This window comes from Streptomyces sp. WAC03905 (assembly GCF_057371075.1).
In genome coordinates this window covers 5,845,395-5,864,936 of the sequence record NZ_JBXYDZ010000003.1, presented here as the reverse complement: position 1 = coordinate 5,864,936, position 19,542 = coordinate 5,845,395, and the positions used below count along the sequence as shown (strand labels likewise).

Below are 19,542 nucleotides of genomic sequence, written 5' to 3'. Positions count from 1 at the left end.
CGAGCTTACCCGCCGAAGGCGGTAAAGGTAAAGGGAATGCCAAAGGATGGTCACGGACGGGTAGTGCGCCGGGCCTCCGCCACGCGGTCGAGTGCCTGGTCGAGGACCCTGCTGCCCTGCGGCGGGAGGTTCGGTTCGAAGGTCCAGGCGTGCTGCACCCAGGGGTCGGCGAGGTGGTTGTCCGGCACCGGCGACAGCCGCATCAGCGAGCGCCACAGCGGGTCCAGCAGCGGCCCGTAGGCGGAGGCCTCGTCGCGGTCCGCGACCATCAGCAGGTGGACGCCGACCGCCGCGCCCTCGTCGGCCAGGTAGCGCAACTGGGTGACGGCGCGGTCGTCGAAGCCGTGCGGGAAGTCGTGCACGATCAGCAGCTGCTCGGCCGTGTCCACGTCCGGCGGCAGGTCCTCGGGGGCCCCGGCCCGCAATGCCATCTGTACGAGGTCCACGCGCCGGGTCAGCTCGGCCAGCGTCCGGGTGACCCCCGCGGCTCCGGCGGCGGGCGGCCCGGCCAGCACCCCGGCCCGTACGAGGGGTGCCAGGGAGGCGGCGCCGGCCCCGGCCGCGTCGATGACGTGGACGGAGAACCGGTCGGCGGGGTGGACCGCGAGCAGCCGGACCGCGTGGGCGACGGCCATGTCCATGGCGGCGCGGCGCAGCCGGTCGGTGTCCATGGCCATCGCGGCCTCGGAACCGGTACGGCCGTTGTCGATCCACAGCCCGCGCTCCAGCGGGAGCCGCACCAGCATGGGGATGCGCAGGTCGGGGCGCTCGGGCAGGTGCAGGTCGCCCAGGCGCAGGGCCAGGGGACCCTCCTCGGGCGTGTGGTGGCCGTGCCAGACCGGGTTGTCCCAGCGGGCGTACGAGGCCGGCAGCGCGGGCTCGACGACCTCCGACTCGGCGATCAGCTGGGCGAGGTCGCGGTCGAGGACGGCCTGGGCCTGGGCGACCAGTTCCTCGCGGCGGGCCCGGGCGGTGTCGCGGGCGGCGTTGCCGGAGCCGCCGAGGCGGTGGCGCGGGTCCGAGAGGGCCTCGTCGAGTTCGCGGTCCATGCGGTTGTCGGCGAACTCCACGGCGCTGCGGTAGGCGGCGACCGTGCGGGCCAGGTCCTCGAACATGCCCCAGACCTGGTTGTAGAGCCGTTCGTCCATGGACCAGCCGCTGGCGTCGCCGGCGACCGGCCGCGGCGGCTGCCCCGGCTCCGCGGCGGCCGCGGGCGTCGGGGCGGGCTCGGGCGGCTCGCTGCTGGTGCGGCGGCGGCGCGGGTGGGTGTAGCTGATCGTGGGCGGGGAGCCGTCGCCCGCGGGCGCGGCTCCGGGCGTACCTGCGTACGGGGCGCCGGAGACCGGCAGCGGGTCCGGGGGCTCGGGGGCGGACGCCGGGGCCCGGTCGGGCGTCTGCGGGGCGCGCAGGTCGCCGACGAGGGTGGGCATGGTGGCGAGCGTGATGTCCGCGTCCTTCAGCGGAGCGACGGTGCGCAGCGCGGCGGCGGCCAGCTCCCGGGCGGCCGGCACGGACAGCCCGCCGTCGGCGAGCAGGGCGCCGAGGCCGTCGGCGTAGCCCTGGCCGACGGCACGGACCTTCCAGGCGCCCTGGCGCCGGTACAGCTCCAGGGCGACCACGGCGCTCTCGGCGTCCAGCCCGGTCAGGGTGAAGCCGGCGATCTCGGTGCCGCCGTCGGGGGCGGCCACGGCCACGTGGGAGGCGGGGACCGCGCCGAAGCGGACCGGGCCGCCGGGCGGCAGGACGAGCAGCACGCCGACGCGGTGGACGTCCGCCGCGACGGCGTCGAGGTCCACGGCGAGGGTGTGCCGGTCGGCGAGCCCCGCCGGCGCCTCGACGCCGGGGAGGGACCTGGCACCCGGGTGGGCCAGGACCTCGCTGCCGGAGAGCCGGCCCTGTTCGTCGGCGAGCGAGGCCAGGGCCAGCACCGGCGTACCCGCCGAGACCCTGATCTCCACCCGGCTCTGGGACACGGGGTGGTTCTGCCCCCGGACCAGTTCGGCCGTCATCGTGCAGCCCCTCCCCCGTGCCTTCTTCTCTTCTTTCGGTACTGCTACAGGTGCGGCAGGATCGCCGGCATCAGGTCCTGGAAGGTCCGGCCGTTGGCCGGGTTGCCCAGGGCCGTCATCTGCCAGCCGGTGCCCACGCGGGACACCTTCGCCATGATCTGCGCGGTGTACGCGCCGCCGCCGTCGAGGGTGTAGCGCGCCAGCTCCTGGCCGTTGGTCTCGTCGACGATGCGGCAGAAGGCGTTCTGCACCTCCTGGAACGTCTGGCCGGTGAAGGAGTTCACCGTGAAGACGATCTGGTCGATGTGGACCGGCACGCGCTGGAGGTCGACGAGGATCGCCTCGTCGTCCCCGCCCTGGCCGACGCCGCCGACGAGGTTGTCGCCGGTGTGGCGCACCGAGCCGTCGTCGCTCTGCAGGTGGCGGAAGAAGACCACGTCGACCGGCTGCTTGTCGGCGAACAGCACCGCCGACGCGTCGAGGTCGATCTCCCGCGTCCGCGAGCCGAACAGCCCGCGGCGCTTCGCCGCCTGCCAGCCCAGGCCCATCCGGACCGCGGTCAGCGTCCCTCCGTCCGACTTCTGCAGACTGATGGCCTGACCCTTGGTCATGTTGACCGTCACGCGCGTCCCCTCTCCATAGCCCGCCCCAGTTGACTGGTGCGCAGCGTGTTCCTGCGGCTGTGACCCAACCCTACTGACAGCCCCCGGCTCAGGCGAGGCCCGCTTCCTTCATCTGCCGGAGCTCCTTCTTCAGCTCCCCGACCTCGTCCCGGATCCGGGCGGCGACCTCGAACTGGAGCTCCGCCGCGGCGGCGCGCATGCGGTCGGTCATCTGCTCGATGAGCGAGGCGAGTTCGGCGGCGGGCCGGTCGGTGAGCAGCTCGGTGCCCGCGGCGCCCCCGGCCGCCTTCGCGCCCTTTCCGGCCTTGCCGGCCTTCCCGCCCTTGGCGGCCGCCGGGGCGTGGGCGGCGAGCGCCGGCACGGGTGCCTTGGCGCCCTTGCCCTCCTTCGCCTGCCGGTATCCGGTGCCGAGGAGCTGCTCGGTGTCCAGTTCCTCGCGGGCGATGGTGGCGACGATGTCGTTGATCTTCTTGCGGAGCGGCTGCGGGTCGATCCCGTTCGCCGTGTTGTAGGCGATCTGCTTCTCACGGCGCCGGTTGGTCTCCTCGATGGCCTTCTCCATGCCCGGCGTGACCTTGTCCGCGTACATGTGGACCTGGCCGGAGACGTTGCGGGCGGCGCGGCCGATGGTCTGGATCAGGGAGGTGCCCGAGCGCAGGAAGCCCTCCTTGTCGGCGTCGAGGATCGCCACCAGCGACACCTCGGGCAGGTCGAGGCCCTCGCGGAGCAGGTTGATGCCGACCAGGACGTCGTACTCGCCGGCGCGCAGCTCGCGCAGCAGCTCGATGCGGCGCAGGGTGTCGACGTCGCTGTGCAGGTAGCGGACCTGGATGCCGAGCTCCAGGAAGTAGTCCGTGAGGTCCTCGGCCATCTTCTTGGTGAGGGTGGTGACCAGGACCCGCTCGTCCTTCTCGACCCGCTTGCGGATCTCGTGGACCAGGTCGTCGATCTGGCCCTCGGTGGGCTTGACCACGACTTCGGGGTCGATGAGGCCGGTGGGGCGGATGATCTGCTCGACGAAGCCGTCGCCGCGGGAGAAGCTCGTACTTTCCGGGGGTCGCCGACAGGTAGACGGTCTGGCCGATGCGCTCCTGGAACTCCTCCCACTTCAGCGGCCGGTTGTCCAGGGCGGACGGCAGCCGGAAGCCGTGGTCGACGAGGGTCCGCTTGCGGGAGGCGTCGCCCTCGTACATGGCGCCGATCTGCGGCACGGTGACGTGCGACTCGTCGATGACCAGGAGGAAGTCCTCCGGGAAGTAGTCGATGAGGGTGTTGGGCGCCGATCCCCGCTCGCGGTCGTCCATGTGCAGCGAGTAGTTCTCGATGCCGGAGCAGGAGCCGATCTGGCGCATCATCTCCAGGTCGTAGGTGGTGCGCATGCGCAGGCGCTGCGCCTCCAGCATCTTGCCCTGCTTCTCCAGCTCGGCGAGGCGCTCGGTCAGCTCGGCCTCGATGCCGGCGATCGCCTTCTCCATGCGCTCCGGGCCGGCGACGTAGTGGCTGGCGGGGAAGACGTAGAGCTCGCGGTCCTCGCTGATGACCTCGCCGGTCAGCGGGTGCAGGGTGGAGAGGGCCTCGATCTCGTCGCCGAACATCTCGATGCGGACGGCCAGTTCCTCGTAGACCGGGAAGATCTCGATGGTGTCGCCGCGGACCCGGAAGGTGCCGCGGGTGAAGGCGACGTCGTTGCGCGTGTACTGGATGTCGACGAAGCGGCGCAGCAGCTGGTCCCGGTCGATCTCCTCGCCCACCTTGAGCGCGACCATCCGGTCGACGTACTCCTGCGGGGTGCCGAGGCCGTAGATGCAGGACACGGAGGCGACGACGATCACGTCCCGCCGGGTCAGCAGCGAGTTGGTGGCGGAGTGCCGCAGCCGCTCCACCTCCTCGTTGATCGAGGAGTCCTTCTCGATGTACGTGTCCGACTGCGGTACGTAGGCCTCGGGCTGGTAGTAGTCGTAGTACGAGACGAAGTACTCGACGGCGTTGTTCGGCAGCAGCTCGCGGAACTCGTTCGCCAGCTGGGCGGCGAGCGTCTTGTTCGGCGCCATGACCAGGGTGGGGCGCTGGAGCTTCTCGATCATCCAGGCGGTGGTCGCCGACTTGCCGGTGCCGGTCGCACCCAGCAGGACGACGTCCTTCTCACCTGCACGGATGCGCTTCTCCAGCTCGGCGATGGCCGCCGGCTGGTCGCCGCTGGGCTGGTAGGGGCTGACGACCTCGAAAGGCGCCACCGTGCGTTCGATCTTCGATACGGGCCGCATGACTCAACCGTACGACCCTCCACCGACACTCACGTCCCCCAGCCGGGCCGCGGCACGCTCCGGGCCGCCCCGGCGGGCGGGGACGGCGTCATCCGTTCTGGTCCGTTTGTCGTAGTTCGGTGGCGGCTCTGTGATCTTCAACCCCATGATCGCGGTGAAGTGCATCGCCACAACGTCTGCCGCTCCGCACCCGTCTGACGCAGGAACAGGGCTCACGACCCGAGGAGAACGCACATGTACGTCCGACCCGCCGCCGCGGCCGCCGCCGCATTCCTGGGCTTCACCCTCACCCTGCTGGGCGGGACGGCGTCGTACGCCGCCCCCGGTCCCGGATCCGCCACCGGACCGCTGGGCCTGGGGGGACCCGTCGTGTACGCCCACCGGGGGGCCTCGGCGTACGCCCCGGAGAACACCCTCGAAGCGATCGACCTGGCGATGCGCCTCGGCTTCGAATGGGTCGAGAACGACGTGCAGCGCACCAAGGACGGGGTGCTGGTCGTGATCCACGACGACACCCTGGCCCGGACCACGGACGCCGAGCAGGTCTTCCCCGACCGCAAGCCCTGGAAGGTCAAGGACTTCACGGCGGCCGAGATCGCCCGGCTGGACGCGGGCAGCTGGTTCGGCGAGGAGTACGCGGGCGCCTCCGTACCGACCCTGCGGCAGTACGTCGACCGGGTGCGGCGCAACCGGCAGCGCCTGCTGCTGGAGATCAAGAAGCCGGAGCTCTACCCGGGCATCGAGCGGCAGACCCTGGAGGTGCTGGGCGAGGCGGGCTGGCTCGACGCGCGCCACGTCGCGCAGCGCCTGGTGGTGCAGAGCTTCAGCGCCGACTCCGTGCGCATCGTGCACGGGCTGCGGCCCGACCTGGTGACGGCCTTCCTGGGCACCCCGCCCGTGGCGGACCTGCCGCGGTACGCGGAGTTCACCGACCGGATCAACCCGTGGCACACCACCATCTCGGCCGACTGGGTCGCGGCGGTGCACGGCCTGCTGGGGGCGCACGGCAGGGCCATGGAGGTGGACACCTGGATCGTGGACGACGCCGCGACCGCCAGGAAGGTCCAGGAGATGGGCGTGGACGGGATCATCACGAACGCCCCGGACGTGGTCCGGGAGGCGGTCGGCGGCTTCTGAGCCGCCCTGTCGGCGGCGGGCCGTACCGTGGACGCGTGGACAGCACCGAGCGGCCCCGCGGACCGCACCTCGAATGGACCGTCGTCGCCAGCGACATCGGCCCCCTGCTCCTGGCGGCGACCCCGCAGGGGCTGGTCCGGGTCGAGTTCCATGCCGGGCCGGACCGGATCGACCGGATGACGGGCCCGCTCATATCGCGGCTCGGCGCCGACGCCCGGCGTCCCGCTCCGGGCGAGGAGGTGCTGCTGGCCGAGCCGGTGCGCCAGATCGCCGCCTACTTCGCCGGCTCGCTGCGGCGCTTCGACCTGCCGCTGGACTGGCGCCTCAGCTCCGGCTTCAACCGGCAGGTGCTCCAGGAGCTGGACCGTTCCGTGCCCTACGGCTCGGTCGTCGGCTACGGGGAGCTGGCCGCCCGCACCGGGCAGCCCGGGGCCGCCCAGGCCGTGGGCAACGCCATGGGCTCGAATCCGCTGCCGCTGGTCGTGCCCTGCCACCGGGTCGTGGAGAACGACGGCGGCATCGGGGGGTTCGGTGGCGGCGTGGAGACCAAGCGGCAGCTGCTCGCACTGGAGGGAGTGCTCCCCCAGCCGCTGTTCTGAGCGCCGCGCCCGCTGTTCCGAGCGCCGCGCGCTCCCGTACGCCCCGCTCCGCGCCGGCCGGGACGCCCCCGGCGCCGCGACGGCCGTGACGGCTGTGACCTGCGGGGCTCTGCCGCGGCGACGGCACGGTTCCGCCCGGCGGTAAGGGGTGGCACACTGCGGCGGTGACTACTGCTGCCGCCCCACCCGGCCCCACCGCGTCCTGCGTGCCCCGCGCCGCGCACCCGCGAGGGCGGGGTACCGCGTGACCGCCTCTCCGGGCACGGACCGGCCCGCCCCGCCGCTCGGCCTCCCGGACCTCGCGCGGCTCCGGAAGCGCACCTCCCGGGTACTCGTGGCGGGCCAGGTGCTCGGCGGCCTCGGCGTGCCCATCAGCATCGCCCTGGCCCCCGTGCTGGCCACGGAGGTCAGCGGCACCGAGGCGCTGTCCGGCTTCGCCTCCACCGCCTCGGTGATCGGCACCGCCCTGGTCTCGCTGCCGCTCGCCGCCCTGATGACGGCGCGCGGCCGGCGCCCCGGACTGGTCCTCGCCTACGGGATCGGCGCCGTAGGAGCGGGCCTCGTCGTCCTCGCCGCCACCGTCAAGAGCTTCCCGCTGCTGCTGATCGGCATGGCCGCCTTCGGCGCCGCCTCCTCCGCGAACCTCCAGGCCCGGTTCGCCGCCGCCGACCTCGCCGCCCCGGACCACCGGGCCCGGGCCATCTCGGTCGTCGTCTGGTCGTCCACCCTCGGCGCGGTGCTCGGGCCCAACCTGTCGGCTCCGGCGAGCCGCAGCTTCGCGGGGACCTCCATACCCGAGACGGCGGGCCCCTTCGTGTGGGCCGCCGTCGTCTTCGTACTGACCGGCACGCTGATCGCCGTACTCCTGCGCCCCGACCCCCTGCTGACGGCGCGGGCGCTCGCCGCACCCGAGGAGCAGAGCCGCGAGGGCCGCTCGATCCGGGCCGGGATCTCCGCCGTCCGCTCCTCCCCGCGGGCCCGGCTGGCCCTCCTGACCGTCGCCGTGTCCCACACCACCATGGTCTCGATCATGGTCATGACGCCGATGGACCTGGGCCACCACGGGGCCGGGCTGGAACTCGTCGGACTGGTGATCAGCGGCCACATCGCGGGGATGTTCGCCTTCTCCCCGCTCATGGGCTGGCTCGCGGACCGGCTCGGACGGCTCTCCGTGATCGGCCTCGCCGCCGGGCTGCTGTCCCTCGCCGCGCTGCTCGCCGGGACGGCCGGGCCCAGCCACGGCCAGAGCGCGCTCGGCCTCTTCCTGCTCGGCCTGGGCTGGTCCGCCGGAATGGTGTCCGGCTCGGCCCTGCTGACCGACTCGGTGCCGCAGCCCGCGCGGGCCGCCGTGCAGGGCCTGAGCGACCTCACGATGAACACGGCCGCGGGCGTGGGCGGGGCCGCCGCCGGCGTGATCATGTCCCAGGCGAGCTACGGCTGGCTCAACGCCGTGGGGGCCTCGCTGCTGCTGCCGATGGCGGCACTGGCCCTGTTCACCGCGCGCCGCCACCCCATGGACTCCAAGGGGGTCAGTAGCTGATGTGGTAGGCCTTGCGGAGGGTCTCGTGGACGGTCCAGACCGTCCTGTCGCCCTCGCGCAGGACGCACGCCGAGCCCGGACCGACCTCCAGGGTCCGGCCGCCCTCGACCTCGACGGTGGCCCGTCCGCTGACCACCACGAACAGCTCGTTCGCCTCGACGTCGGTGACCACGCCCGGGGTGATCTGCCAGATCCCGCGCACCTGCGAGCCGTCGGCCGACTCCCACAGGACCTTGCCCGTGACGACCGGGTCCCCGGACACGATCTGCGCGGGGTCGAGGTCGTCGGGCTCCAGTTCCACGTCCGCCACGTCGACGGCGAAGGAGGCGGGTACGGGTACGGAGGCGGAGGCGTGATCACTGGTGCTCATGGCGCGCCAGCCTAGTGCGGCCGCCCCGCGCGGCGCGGTGACCACAGCGTCCAGCGCCGGACCGGCCCACGCGTCACCCTGTCCAGTCGGCCCGGGGGCGCCGGGCGGCAACTCGGACAGGTTGGGACGGGTGTGGCGGAAGAGCGTTTGGGGGCCGTGGTCCTGTGCCATGGATGGGGACATGTCACAGCACAGAGCAAGTGCGTCCCCGTCCGGTGGCCCCGTCCTGTCGCACGAGGTGCGGGAGGCACTCGACCGGGGCAGGCCCGTCGTGGCCCTGGAGTCGACGATCATCGCGCACGGTCTGCCCCGCCCCCGCAACCTGGAGGTGGGTCTCGAACTGGAGGAGCTGGTCCGCGCGGAGGGTGCGGTCCCGGCGACGGTCGCGGTCCTCGACGGCGTGGCCCGGGCCGGTCTGGACAAGTCCCAGCTGGAGCGGATCGCGGCCGGTGACGGCGTGCGCAAGCTCGGGCACCGGGATCTGGCACCCGCGCTCGCGACGGGCGCCACCGGCGCGACCACGGTGTCCGCGACGGCCTTCCTCGCGGCCCGGGCGGGCCTGCGCGTCTTCGCGACGGGCGGACTCGGCGGGGTGCACCGCGAGTGGACACTGACGCAGGACGAGTCGGCCGACCTCGCCCTGCTGGCCCGGACCCGGATCACGGTGGTGTGCGCGGGGGTGAAGTCGATCCTGGACGTGCCGGCCACGCTGCAGCGGTTGGAGACGCTGGGGGTGGGGGTGCTCGGGTACGGCACGGACCGGTTCCCCGGGTTCTACCTGGCCGATTCCGGCGAGCCGGTGGACTGGACCGTGCACGGGCCCGAGGAGGTCGCGGCGGTGATGGCCGCTCAGGACGTACTGGGGGGCCCGGAGTCGGCGCTGCTCGTGGCCCATCCGGTGGCCGCCGCGGAGCAGCTGGATCCGGCGCTGCACGACCGGGTCCTGGCGGAGGCGCTCGCCGAGTGCCGCGAGCGGGGCATCACCGGGCAGGCGGTCACTCCGTTCCTGCTGGGGTTCCTGGTACGGGCGACCGGCGGGGCCTCGCTGGAGGCGAACCTGGCGGCGGTACGCGGCAACGTACGTCTCGGCGCCCGGATCGCCGGCGCCTGGGCGGCGCGGGCATGAGCGCGGCCGGGGCGCTGCTCGTCGTCGGCGACGTGGTGACGGACGTGGTGGCCGTCCACACGGAGCCGCTGGCTCCGGCCACCGACACCGCGGCCCGCATCCGCACCCTGCCGGGCGGCGCCGGGGCCAACGCGGCGTGCTGGGCCGCCCGTACGGGGAGCGCGGAGGTGCGCCTCCTCGCGCGGGTGGGCACGGAATCGGCGCGCTGGCACGAACGGGCCCTGGTCGACGCGGGGGTACGGCCCCGGCTGGTGATCGATCCGCAGGAGCCGACGGGGACGGTGGTGGTCCTCGTCGGCAAGGACGCGGAGCGGACCTTCCTGACGGACAGCGGGGCCTCGCTGCGGCTGTGCCCGGCCGACTGGGCGCCGTCGCTGCTGGACGGCGCGGCGCACCTGCACCTGTCCGGTTATCTGTTCTTCGCCGACAGCAGCCGGGAGCTGGCCGTGGTCGCGCTGCGGGCGGCCCGGACCCGGGGGGTGCCGGTGAGCGTGGATCCCGCCTCGGCGGGGTTCCTGGCGGCGCTCGGCCCGCAGCGGTTCCTGGACGCCGTGGCGGGGGCGGGGGTGCTGCTGCCGAACGAGGACGAGGCCCGGCTGCTGGCGGGGCTGCCGGAGGGGGCGGGGGCGGCCCGGGCGGCGACGGCGCTGAGCCGGCGGGTGCCGCTCGTGGTGGTGACCCTGGGCCCGGCGGGGGCCCTCGTCGCCGAACGGGGCCGGATCACGGCGGAGGTGGCGGCCGCGCGCCCGGCCGAGCCGGTGGTGGACTCCACGGGCGCCGGCGACGCCTTCACCGGCGCCTTCCTCGCGGCCCGCCTGGAGGGCGCGGACCCGGCGGAATCCGCCCGGGCGGGCTGCCGGGCGGCGGCCGCCGCCATAACGCACCCGGGGGCCCGCCCCTGACTCCATGTCCCCCGGCCCCCGTCGCCCGGGCGCGGGCCCGGGGTCAACTGCCCCGGATCCCCGTCCAGGCGGGGTGCCTCGCGTCATCGGCCCGCACCACCACGTCGGCGACGGACGCCGGATCCACCTCCGCCTCGTACCGGGCGAACGCCGCCCCCGTCCACCGCTCGGACTCCTCGGTGCGGCGCGCGAGGGCCCCCGCCGACAGCCGGAGGTGGACGCTCAGGTCGAAGGGGAACCAACGCCCCAGCAGCAGCGGTCCGTGCACCAGCAGCACACCGCCGGGCGGGAGTTCGACGTAGGGACTGCGGGTCGCCCGGTCGGTCACCGGATCCCACAGGTCGGGCAGCACCCGCCCGGTCCCGCCGGGGTCGGTCGGCCCGAAGACCTCGCGCCAGAGCGCGCCGGTGTCGTACCAGCCGTCCAGGTACGCGTCCACGTCCTGCCGGCCGTACTCGAAGCGGAGGGACGCGGGCCGCAGGAAGCCCGCGGTCGGCACCACCAGGACCGGACGCCCGCGCTGCCGGAGCTCCTCCGCGAGCCGTCCGGCGAGGGCGCCGGTGTCCGCCGCGGGGGCGCCGTCGATGCCCACGCGCAGCCGGCCTCCGCCGGGCCCGGACGCGCCGCCGTCACGGCCGGGGTCGTCGAGGTGGCCGGCGAGCCGCTCGGCCATCCGCTGCCATGTGATCGCTTCCCACTGCACCGGCCCATTGTCAGTGCTCGGCCGTAGCTTTTCCCACGAGGGATCACCGCGGAAACGGCGCCGGTGGACCGGCTTTCGGGGAGGGGTCTGTCATGGCTCGGGAGACGACGTATCTGGAGCTGTCGCAGGACGGCGGCGGGGCGCACAAGTTCTACGAGGTGGTCGTGGACGGCACGGCCGTCTCCGTGCGCTACGGACGCATCGGCGCGCCCGGCCAGCTGCAGAACTCCTCGTTCCCGACCGTGGAGAAGGCCCGTGCGGCCGCCGCGAAGAAGATCGGGGAGAAGGTCCGCAAGGGGTACGCCCCGGCCGTGCAGGGGCAGCGGGCCGCCCGGTCGGTGACGCGCCGCCAGGTGACGTCGGCGCCGTCCACCGCGCGGGCCGTCGCGCCGGTGCTGTGGCGTTTCCGCACCGGTTCCTCGGCCTTCGGGATCCATGTCGGCGAGGACCGCTGCTGGGTCGGCAACCAGGCGGGTGACGTCTACACGCTGAGCCACGGCGGTGAGGTGCTGGCCCGCTATTCGCTGCCGGACGGCGTGAAGTGCCTGGTGGCGGACGAGTTCTGGATATACGCGGGCTGTGACGACGGCACGGTGTACGACCTGTCGTCGAAGGTCCCCTTCGGCGCCTACGCCATCGCGGCGGACGTCGACATCTACTGGCTGGACATCCACGAGGGCGTGCTCGACGTCTCGGACGCGAACGGCGGTCTGACCGTCATCGACCACGAGGACGAGCACCAGTGGTCGCGGAAGTCCGCCGGGACCGGGGCGTGGATGGTCCGGGCCGACGAGCGGGCGGTCTACCACGGGCACAGCGGCGGTGTGACGGCCTACGCGGCCGACGGCACCGGGCAGTTGTGGCACACCGCGACCCCGGGCGGGGTCCTGTTCGGCTGGCAGGAGGAGCACTCGGTGTACGCGGGCACGGTCCGCAACACCGTGCAGCGGCTGTCGAAGGCCTCGGGGGCGACGGAGGCGACCTACCGGTGCGACGCGGCGGTGTACTCCTGCGCGACGTCGCCCGACGGCCGCCACGTCTTCGCGGGCGACTCCTCCTCCTCCGTCTACTGCTTCGACGCGGACGGGAACCGGCTGTGGAAGCTGGGGACCGGCGGCGGTTCGGCGCTGTCGATGCAGTACCTGGACGGGCGGCTGTACCTCGTCACCACGGACGGCTCCCTGGTCTGCGTGGACGCGAGCGAGCAGGCGATCGCGGCGGCCCAGCAGGGTTCGGTGCCCGCGCCGATGGACGTGAAGTCGGCGGCGGCGCTGCCGGTGTTCACGCCGGCCGCGTCGGCGTCGGCGGTGGCGACGGTCTCGATGGCCGCGGTGGCGTCCGACCCGGCGGGCGGCGTGGTGGTGGAGTGCGTGCAGCAGGGCGGCCGGATGCGGGTGCAGGTGGTGTCGGGCGGCTTCGAGCCGTCCTGGAACGTGCAGTTCCCGCGGGGTATCCGGGAGGCCGGCGCCCGGTACGTGGTGGACGGCCTGCACGCGGCGTCCGGGGGCTTCTACCGGGTCCGCGGGGAGATACGCCGACTGGTGTGAGCGTGGCCGGCCGGTTCGGCGAGCGGTTCGGGGGCGTGTTCCCGGCACGTGTGCGCGGTGGCGCCGGCGGGGGCGGGCGCGGGTATGGCGAAGGGGGTTCCTTCGGGCAGCCGGGGGGTCACGTGGAGCACGACCGGTTCGGTGCCGAGGTTGTGTCCCAGGTGTATGTGCCCGCTGCCCGCGGGCTCCACGAAGGTGGTCCCGGGCCGGTGCACCTCGACGGTGAGGTCGTGCAGGACCCGGGTCAGGGTGCCCGACAGGACGACGGCTTCAAGCCGTACGCGGTGGTAGTGCCAGCCGGTGCAGCCGCCCGGCGGTATGACGATCTCCCGGCCCGCCGGGACCGTGGTGACGCATGCCCTGCCGGTGCCGATACCGAAGCCCAGGCCGGTGACCTGCGACCGTGCCCGCGCCGTCCGCCGTGCGCCCATGTGCTCCTCCTCCGTGGACCGGCCCCCGCGGTCCATGGTCCACGGAGGCCACCGTAGGAGGGATCAGGCCGATGCAGGAAGAGTCGACGAAACCCCAACCTGCCTTCTCCATCGGGTGATATGAGGGGCCGAGGGCGGTATCACACCTGTATGAGCCTGGTCGTCTTCGAGTCGGTGAAGCAGATCCACTGCGCGGAGTGCCGGCGCGGGCCGCTCCGGCACCTGGTGCGCGAGGCCGGTGTGCCCCGCTGCCTGGACTGTGCGGACCTGGGGCACCTGGTCTACCTGCCGCGCGGGGACGCCGCGCTCACGCGCCGTGCGCGCACGGCCAGTTCGCTGTCCGCCGTCGTGGTCCGCTTCCACAGGCGGCGCCGACGGTACGAGCGCCTCGGGCTGCTCGTCGAGGATGCCGCGCTGGCCGCCGCCGAGCGTGCCTGTCTCGCGGACTCCGAGGCGCGGGCGCGACGCCGGGAGCGCGACCGGCTGCGTCGTGCGGCGGAGGACATCCGCTTCACGGCGGCCTTCGCCGCCGAGATAGTGCGGCTGTTCCCCGGCTGCCCGGCCGACCGGGCCGTGGCGATCGCCACCCACGCCTCCGTGCGCGGCAGCGGCCGGGTGGGGCGCACGGCGGCCGGGCGGGCCCTGGACGAGACGGCGGTCTCGGTGGCGGTGCGGGCGGCGGTCCGGCACACCGACACCGAGTACGACGCCCTGCTGATGGCGGGCGTCCCCCGTTTCGCGGCCCGGGCCCGGCTCGCCCCGCGGATCGACGCCATCCTGGACGGATGGCGCACGGTGAGCCGGGACCGGGCTAGTTGACCCGGAAGCGGCGGTAGAGCAGGAGGCCGCCGAGGAGCAGGGCGCCGCCGCTGGGCAGCAGGTAGCCGACGCCGTCGGCCCCGGTGTGGGCGAGTGCCTCGCTGTGCCGCGGGGGCTCGGGCGGGGTGACCCGGGTGACCGGAGAGGTCGGGACGGCCGGGGTGACCGGGGTGACCGGCTTCTCGACGACGGGCGGCTGAACGGGCTTGCCGGGGCCGGGCTGCTCGGCGTTGACGGACGTGTTGCCGAGCGAGGGGTTGCCGATGCCGACGACGTTGACGGAGTTGCCGCTGATGTTGACCGGCAGGTCCACCGGGAGCTGGAGGCCGTTGCCGGACAGCACTCCGGGGGAACCCTTCGCCTGGCCGTGCGCGACCGCTCCGCCGCCGTTGCCGGCCGCCGAGGTCGAGTTCGTGTGCGAGTGGTGCGACGTGCTCTGACCGGAGTGCGCGCCGCCACCGCCCTGCGAGGTGTTCGCGCAGCGGTTCCCGGCGGCCGGGTTCAGCAGGCCGACGACGCTCACGGTGTTGCCGCACGCGTTGACCGGCACGTTCACCGGCAGCTGTACGAGGTTCCCGGACAGCAGACCGGGCGAACGCTCGGACGTGCCGCCCGCGTCCGCATCGGCGTGAGCGAACCCGCCCACGCCCGCGACCGCCAGACCGCCGCCCGCGACGACCGCCGCGATCAAGCCGTTTCGACGACTGTGACGCATCACTTTCCTGCCTTCCGGTGGATTTCGGGGGCTTGCCCCACACCCGAAACAACGCCTCCAAACCCATACGGGTTATAGAAGCGGTAAGCATTTCACTCCATCGTGTGCTGGGTACTGGGTACTTCATGACGGAACGCCCGCTGCTCCTCCTCGACGTGGACGGCCCCCTGAACCCCTTCCGCTCACCCTTCGCCGGGCTGCGCGGTTACAAGAGCCACCGCATGTGGCCGGAGGTCTGGCTCTCCTACCGCGACCCGGAATCCCGCAGGGCCCGGCGCGGCGCACGGGTCCGCCTCCACCCGTCCCACGGCTCCCGGTTGCTGGCCCTGCCCTACGAGCTGACATGGGCCACCGCCTGGACGCACCAGGCCAACACCCTGATCGCGCCGCACATCGGGCTCCCCGACGACCTGTCCGTCGTCGAATGGCCTGAATTGTTCGCCCAAGATCCCGACGGGCTCTCGTGGAAGACCCGCCATCTGCGGGACTGGGCGGCCGGCCGCCCCTTCGCCTGGGTCGACGACATGATCACCCCGCGCGACCGGGCCTGGATCGCCGCCCATCACCCGGCACCGGCGCTCCTGCTGCGGATCCACCCCCGGCACGGGCTGCGGGACCGCGACTTCACCGTGTTGACGCGCTGGGCGGAGGGTCTCAGCCCCGCAGGGCGCTGACCGGGTCCGGGGAAGGGCGGCCCGTGGGCCACCAGTCCTCGTCGCCGGGACGGGACTCGTAGGCGTACCAGAGGGCGTCGCGGCCGAGCCGGAGCTGGCGGGTGTGGGACGTCAGCCGGTTGCGCTCGGGGCGGAAGGCCCCCTGGGACGCGGCGAGGAGCGCCGGGCGGGCCCGGTCGAAGGGTCCGGCCGGCGGATCCCAGGGCTCTTCGAGAGCGGCGAGGGCCGGGCGGCCGCCCTGGCGCCAGGCCGCCGCCGCCCGTGCGAGGTCGGTGGTGGTGCGGCCGGTGGCACGGGCCAGGTCCCGGTAGAGGGTGCGGGCCGCGCCCGTGAGCCCGGCCGTGGGGTGCGCGGAGGCCAGCCGTACGGCGTCGTGCCAGAGGGAGAGCCCGGCGATGGGGTCCTCGCCGGTGGTGAGCAGCGTCAGGGCGCGGGCGGCCGCGTCGGAGGCGAGCTGGTCGAGGGCCAGCGGGTCCGGTGCCGCCGGGTCGGCCGGGTAGGCGGGCGGCAGGCCGGCGGCAGCGGGGGCCGCGAGCGGCGCGGGCAGCGGCGGCCGGACCGTGCGGGCGAGGGCCGCCCTCGCCGCGACGCCGGGGAAGTCCGGTGTCGTGCCGGGCTGTTCGCGTGCCGCGTGGGCCGCGTTGCGGCGGGTGAGGTCTTCGAGGAGTTCCCGCTCGCCGCGGCCGCGCAGGAGCAGCAGGACGAAGGGGTCCTCGTCGAGGAGGCGGGCGGCGCGGTAGCAGAGGGCGGCTGCGTGCTTGCACGGCGGGCGGCCGAAGTCCGGGCAGGAGCAGTGCGGGACCAGCTCGCCCACCCCGGGCAGGACCGTCCCCGCCAGCGACTGCGGGACCTCCCGCTCCAGGAGGGCGCCGAGCGCCGCCGGGTCGGCGGCGACGTCCTCCAGCAGCTCGCCCCACTCCGCGTCCGCGAAGGCCGGCAGGGTCAGCTCGGTGCGGTACGGGCGGGGCCTGCTGCCGCGGACGTACGCGACGATCCGGCCGGGGGTGACCGTCACGGCATCGACGTGTCCGGCCGTGGCGTAGGTACGGCCACGGGCCAGGCGGGCCGGGTCGCCCGCGGCCTCCTCCAGGGCCGACACCCAGGCGCGGCCCCACCAGCTGACCGCCGCCTCCCCGGCGGGCACGGTCTCGAAGGTGCGGCGGCGGTCGTCCCGCGCGGTGATCATGCGGGCCTCCGCAGGGAGACGAGGTCGGCCAGCTCGCGGTCGGTCAGCTCGGTCAGCGCCGCCTCGCCGGAGCCGAGGACGGCGTCGGCCAGGGCCCGCTTCGCCTCCAGCATCTCGGCGATGCGGTCCTCGACGGTGCCTTCGGCGATGATCCGGTGGACCTGTACGGGCTGGGTCTGGCCGATGCGGTAGGCACGGTCGGTGGCCTGTTCCTCGACGGCCGGGTTCCACCAGCGGTCGAAGTGGACGACGTGGCCGGCGCGGGTGAGGTTCAGACCGGTTCCGGCGGCCTTGAGGGACAGCAGGAAGACGGGGACCTCGCCGGCCTGGAAGCGGTCCACGAGTTCCTGGCGGCGGGCCACCGGGGTGCCGCCGTGCAGGAGTTGCGTGGCGATGCCCCGGGCCGACAGGTGCCGCTCGATGAGCCGGGCCATGGTGACGTACTGCGTGAACACCAGCACCGAACCGCCCTCGGCGACGATGGTGTCCAGCAGCTCGTCGAGGAGGGCGAGCTTGCCGGAGCGGTGCGGGAGCCGGGGCTGCTCCTCCTTGAGGTACTGCGCGGGGTGGTTGCAGATCTGTTTGAGCGAGGCCAGCAACTTCATGATCATGCCGCGTCGTTCGATGCCCTCGCTCTCCCCGATGACGGCCATCGCCTCGTCGACGGCGGCCTGGTAGAGGGAGACCTGCTCCCGGGTGAGCGAGACCGGGTGGTCGGTCTCGGTCTTCGGCGGCAGCTCGGGCGCGATGCCCGGGTCGGACTTCTTGCGCCGCAGCAGGAACGGCCGGACGAGCGCGGCCAGCCGGGCGACCGCCGCCTCGTTGCCCCCGTCCTCCTCCTGCTGGTGCTCCACGGGGCGGGCGTGGCGGGCCCGGAAGGTGGTCAGCGGTCCCAGCAGCCCCGGCGTGGTCCAGTCGAGCAGCGCCCACAGCTCGGAGAGGTTGTTCTCCACGGGGGTGCCGGTCAGTGCCACCCTGGCGGGCGCCGGGATCGTCCGCAGGGCCTTCGCGGTCGCCGAGTGGGGGTTCTTGACGTGCTGCGCCTCGTCGGCGACGACCATGCCCCAGGGCTGTTCGGCGAGGAGGGCGGCGCTGGCGCGCATGGTCCCGTAGGTGGTGAGCACGAACCCGCCTTCGCAGGACGTGAGGTCCTCGGTGCTGCGGCCGCCGCCGTGGAAGCGGCGCACGGGGGTGCCGGGCGCGAACTTCTCGATCTCCCGCTGCCAGTTGCCCAGGAGGGAGGCGGGGCACACCACGAGCGTCGGCTCGCGGCGGCCGCGGTGCAGGTGCAGTGCGATCAGGGTGACGGTCTTGCCCAGGCCCATGTCGTCGGCGAGGCAGCCGCCGAGCCCGAGGGAGGTCATCAGGTCGAGCCAGGCCAGGCCGCGCGCCTGGTAGTCGCGCAGGGTGGCCCGCAGCGCGGCGGGCCGGGGGAGCGGGACGAGCTCACCCGTCAGCCGTTCCCGCAGGGCGGCCAGCGCCCCCACCGGTACGGCCTCCACGGGCTCGCCGTCGACCTCGGCCGTCCCCGACAGGGCGGCGGCGAGCGCGTCCACCGGGTCCAGCAGGCCCAGTTCCCGTTGGCGCGCCTTGCGCACCAGCTCGGGATCGACCCGCACCCACTGGTCCCGCAGCCGGACGACGGGCCGGTGGGCCTGCGCCAGCGCGTCCATCTCCCCCGGGGTCAGCCGGTCGCCGCCGAGGGCCAGTTCCCAGGAGAAGGCGAAGAGGTGCTCGGCGTCGAAGAAGGCGGTCCCGTCGGTGGCGGACCCGGGCGCGGTGGACCGGACGACGGCGGTCGCGGACAGCGTACGGGCCAGGTCGCGCGGCCAGTGGACGACGACCCCGGCGGCGGCCAGCCGGGTCGCGGCCACGCCCAGCAGGTCTTCCAGCTCCGGGTCGGACAGGGCCAGGGCGTCGGGCACGGGCTGGTCCAGCAGCCGCAGCAGCGGCGGCCACACGCGGGCCGCCCGGCGCAGCGCGAGCACGGCGTCGATCCGGGCGCGGGGGCCGAAGCCCGTCCCGGCCGTGCCGGCCCACAGCTGTGCGGCGTCGGTGACGAGCGTGGGGTCGGCGAGGCTGTGGACCTGGACGACGGCGGCTCCGGCGCGCCGGGTCTCCTCCCCCTCGGCCTCGTCGAAGAGGCGGAAGGAGGAGAGGTCGAGCCGGAGCGAGAGCCCGACGCCGGTGTCGGCCCCGGCGGCGACCTGCGCGGCCCATTCCCGTATCCCGGGCACGTGCTGCGGGTCGCGGGCGGCGAAGGGCGGCCCGGCGGCCACGGGCGCCGCCGGGGTGCGGGGCAGGCTGTCGGCGACGGCGTCGAGGAACGCGCGGACCAGTGCCTCCGGTTCGGGCAGCTGGAGCGGGCGGCGTCCGGCGAGGGGCGTCGCGTGCCCCTCGGGGGGCAGGGCGGCGGCGACCGCCCGGAGGTGGGCGATGTCGTCTGCGTCGAGCGGACCCGCGCGCCAGGCGTCGACTCCCCCGGGCGTGAGCCCGGGCAGCAGCCGGCCGCGCGCGGCCAGGGTGAGGGCCTGCGTGGCGGCGGTGCCCCAGGCCTGGGTGGCGGGGTGCGCGGCGGGGCTGCGGGGTGCTCGCGCGAGCAGGGGCAGCGCGTCGGCGACGGAGAGGGTCACCGCGGGGACGGTCCGGCTGCGGACCCCGCTGCCGTGCGGGCGCACGACGGTGAGCGGTCCGGGTGTGCCCGTTCCGGGCAGGGGGTCCCCGTCCGGCGACCAGAAGGCGACCCGCCCCTCCCGGGGGACGGCGGCGGGCAGGAAGACGGCGGCGTGGCGCAGCAGCGCGGATGCCTGCGGCTGCGACCGCTCCAGGGTCTCTGGCCGCGGCTGTCGCAGGGCCCGCGTCTGCGTCGTCATGCTGTCCCCCTCCCTCACGATCGT

General features: G+C 74.3%; 16 protein-coding genes and 1 pseudogene. 8 read left to right on the top strand and 9 right to left on the bottom strand.

All coding sequences use genetic code 11. From position 1 onward, the window contains the following. Nucleotides 1–50: 50 nt before the first annotated feature. The 3 genes and pseudogenes from AC2RP6_RS28995 to uvrB form a co-directional block, all read right to left on the bottom strand. Entirely contained in the window at nt 51–2,009 is a 1,959-nt protein-coding gene (locus AC2RP6_RS28995) for a TerD family protein (protein WP_486448848.1), read from the bottom strand. A 44-nt stretch (nt 2,010–2,053) separates the two neighbouring features. Further along, on the bottom strand, nt 2,054–2,632 hold the full coding sequence (locus tag AC2RP6_RS28990) for a TerD family protein (RefSeq protein ID WP_486448847.1): 579 nt from the start codon (nt 2,630–2,632) through the stop codon (nt 2,054–2,056). An 88-nt stretch (nt 2,633–2,720) separates the two neighbouring features. After that, nucleotides 2,721–4,896: pseudogene (uvrB, locus tag AC2RP6_RS28985) on the bottom strand (excinuclease ABC subunit UvrB). Between the two features lie 234 nt (nt 4,897–5,130). Here uvrB and AC2RP6_RS28980 point away from each other — a divergent pair. From AC2RP6_RS28980 to AC2RP6_RS28970, 3 genes are all read left to right on the top strand, one after another. Further along, a complete protein-coding gene (locus tag AC2RP6_RS28980) occupies nt 5,131–6,033 on the top strand; it encodes a glycerophosphodiester phosphodiesterase (protein WP_486448846.1) in 903 nt (300 codons plus the stop codon). Nucleotides 6,034–6,068: 35 nt separating this feature from the next. Next, on the top strand, nt 6,069–6,632 hold the full coding sequence (locus AC2RP6_RS28975) for a methylated-DNA--[protein]-cysteine S-methyltransferase (RefSeq protein WP_486448845.1): 564 nt from the start codon (nt 6,069–6,071) through the stop codon (nt 6,630–6,632). 244 nt (nt 6,633–6,876) lie between these two features. Next, complete coding sequence (locus tag AC2RP6_RS28970; RefSeq protein WP_486448844.1) at nt 6,877–8,172, top strand: MFS transporter; 1,296 nt, start codon at nt 6,877–6,879, stop codon at nt 8,170–8,172. Here AC2RP6_RS28970 and AC2RP6_RS28965 read toward each other — a convergent pair. Further along, nucleotides 8,162–8,542, bottom strand: coding sequence for a cupin domain-containing protein (locus tag AC2RP6_RS28965; protein ID WP_486448843.1), 381 nt, complete (start codon nt 8,540–8,542; stop codon nt 8,162–8,164). The genes AC2RP6_RS28970 and AC2RP6_RS28965 overlap by 11 nt on opposite strands. A 181-nt stretch (nt 8,543–8,723) precedes the next feature. On the opposite strand from AC2RP6_RS28965, the gene AC2RP6_RS28960 reads away from it, so the two are divergent. Together AC2RP6_RS28960 and AC2RP6_RS28955 are read left to right on the top strand one after the other, a co-directional pair. After that, nucleotides 8,724–9,668 carry a pseudouridine-5'-phosphate glycosidase gene (locus tag AC2RP6_RS28960; protein WP_486448842.1) on the top strand — a complete coding sequence of 315 codons (945 nt, stop codon included), beginning with the start codon at nt 8,724–8,726 and terminating at the stop codon, nt 9,666–9,668. Then, entirely contained in the window at nt 9,665–10,570 is a 906-nt protein-coding gene (locus tag AC2RP6_RS28955; protein WP_486448841.1) for a carbohydrate kinase family protein, read from the top strand. Before AC2RP6_RS28960 ends, AC2RP6_RS28955 begins: the two co-directional genes overlap by 4 nt. A 43-nt stretch (nt 10,571–10,613) precedes the next feature. On the opposite strand, the gene AC2RP6_RS28950 is transcribed toward AC2RP6_RS28955, so the two are convergent. Then, on the bottom strand, nt 10,614–11,273 hold the full coding sequence (locus AC2RP6_RS28950; protein ID WP_486448840.1) for a nucleoside/nucleotide kinase family protein: 660 nt from the start codon (nt 11,271–11,273) through the stop codon (nt 10,614–10,616). A 92-nt stretch (nt 11,274–11,365) separates the two neighbouring features. Between AC2RP6_RS28950 and AC2RP6_RS28945 the strand changes: the two genes are divergently transcribed. Further along, on the top strand, nt 11,366–12,820 hold the full coding sequence (locus AC2RP6_RS28945) for a WGR domain-containing protein (RefSeq protein ID WP_486448839.1): 1,455 nt from the start codon (nt 11,366–11,368) through the stop codon (nt 12,818–12,820). On the opposite strand, the gene AC2RP6_RS28940 is transcribed toward AC2RP6_RS28945, so the two are convergent. After that, on the bottom strand, nt 12,784–13,251 hold the full coding sequence (locus AC2RP6_RS28940; RefSeq protein WP_486448838.1) for a cupin domain-containing protein: 468 nt from the start codon (nt 13,249–13,251) through the stop codon (nt 12,784–12,786). The genes AC2RP6_RS28945 and AC2RP6_RS28940 overlap by 37 nt on opposite strands. A 150-nt stretch (nt 13,252–13,401) precedes the next feature. Here AC2RP6_RS28940 and AC2RP6_RS28935 point away from each other — a divergent pair, with 150 nt between their 5' ends. Then, complete coding sequence (locus tag AC2RP6_RS28935) at nt 13,402–14,070, top strand: DUF2293 domain-containing protein (protein ID WP_486448837.1); 669 nt, start codon at nt 13,402–13,404, stop codon at nt 14,068–14,070. On the opposite strand, the gene AC2RP6_RS28930 is transcribed toward AC2RP6_RS28935, so the two are convergent. After that, entirely contained in the window at nt 14,063–14,785 is a 723-nt protein-coding gene (locus AC2RP6_RS28930; protein ID WP_486448836.1) for a chaplin, read from the bottom strand. The genes AC2RP6_RS28935 and AC2RP6_RS28930 overlap by 8 nt on opposite strands. Nucleotides 14,786–14,910: 125 nt before the next feature. On the opposite strand from AC2RP6_RS28930, the gene AC2RP6_RS28925 reads away from it, so the two are divergent. Beyond that, the gene (locus tag AC2RP6_RS28925) at nt 14,911–15,459 is read left to right on the top strand and encodes a hypothetical protein (RefSeq protein ID WP_486448835.1); all 549 of its coding nucleotides are present in this window, start codon (nt 14,911–14,913) and stop codon (nt 15,457–15,459) included. Here the strand turns inward: AC2RP6_RS28925 and AC2RP6_RS28920 are convergent. Together AC2RP6_RS28920 and AC2RP6_RS28915 are read right to left on the bottom strand one after the other, a co-directional pair. Further along, entirely contained in the window at nt 15,440–16,645 is a 1,206-nt protein-coding gene (locus AC2RP6_RS28920; RefSeq protein WP_486448834.1) for an SWIM zinc finger family protein, read from the bottom strand. The genes AC2RP6_RS28925 and AC2RP6_RS28920 overlap by 20 nt on opposite strands. Further along, nucleotides 16,642–19,518, bottom strand: coding sequence for a DEAD/DEAH box helicase (locus tag AC2RP6_RS28915; RefSeq protein ID WP_486448833.1), 2,877 nt, complete (start codon nt 19,516–19,518; stop codon nt 16,642–16,644). Before AC2RP6_RS28915 ends, AC2RP6_RS28920 begins: the two co-directional genes overlap by 4 nt. Nucleotides 19,519–19,542: the final 24 nt, after the last annotated feature.

Bases quoted from the DNA above. Each gene is read 5' to 3' on its own strand.
- AC2RP6_RS28915 (WP_486448833.1), bottom strand. From the start codon at position 19,518: ATGACGACGCAGACGCGGGCCCTGCGACAGCCGCGGCCAGAGACCCTG.
- AC2RP6_RS28960 (WP_486448842.1), top strand. From the start codon at position 8,724: ATGTCACAGCACAGAGCAAGTGCGTCCCCGTCCGGTGGCCCCGTCCTG.
- AC2RP6_RS28980 (WP_486448846.1), top strand. From the start codon at position 5,131: ATGTACGTCCGACCCGCCGCCGCGGCCGCCGCCGCATTCCTGGGCTTC.
- AC2RP6_RS28955 (WP_486448841.1), top strand. From the start codon at position 9,665: ATGAGCGCGGCCGGGGCGCTGCTCGTCGTCGGCGACGTGGTGACGGAC.
- AC2RP6_RS28930 (WP_486448836.1), bottom strand. From the start codon at position 14,785: ATGCGTCACAGTCGTCGAAACGGCTTGATCGCGGCGGTCGTCGCGGGC.
- AC2RP6_RS28940 (WP_486448838.1), bottom strand. From the start codon at position 13,251: ATGGGCGCACGGCGGACGGCGCGGGCACGGTCGCAGGTCACCGGCCTG.
- AC2RP6_RS28965 (WP_486448843.1), bottom strand. From the start codon at position 8,542: ATGAGCACCAGTGATCACGCCTCCGCCTCCGTACCCGTACCCGCCTCC.
- AC2RP6_RS28925 (WP_486448835.1), top strand. From the start codon at position 14,911: ATGACGGAACGCCCGCTGCTCCTCCTCGACGTGGACGGCCCCCTGAAC.
- AC2RP6_RS28995 (WP_486448848.1), bottom strand. From the start codon at position 2,009: ATGACGGCCGAACTGGTCCGGGGGCAGAACCACCCCGTGTCCCAGAGC.
- AC2RP6_RS28920 (WP_486448834.1), bottom strand. From the start codon at position 16,645: ATGATCACCGCGCGGGACGACCGCCGCCGCACCTTCGAGACCGTGCCC.
- AC2RP6_RS28945 (WP_486448839.1), top strand. From the start codon at position 11,366: ATGGCTCGGGAGACGACGTATCTGGAGCTGTCGCAGGACGGCGGCGGG.
- AC2RP6_RS28935 (WP_486448837.1), top strand. From the start codon at position 13,402: ATGAGCCTGGTCGTCTTCGAGTCGGTGAAGCAGATCCACTGCGCGGAG.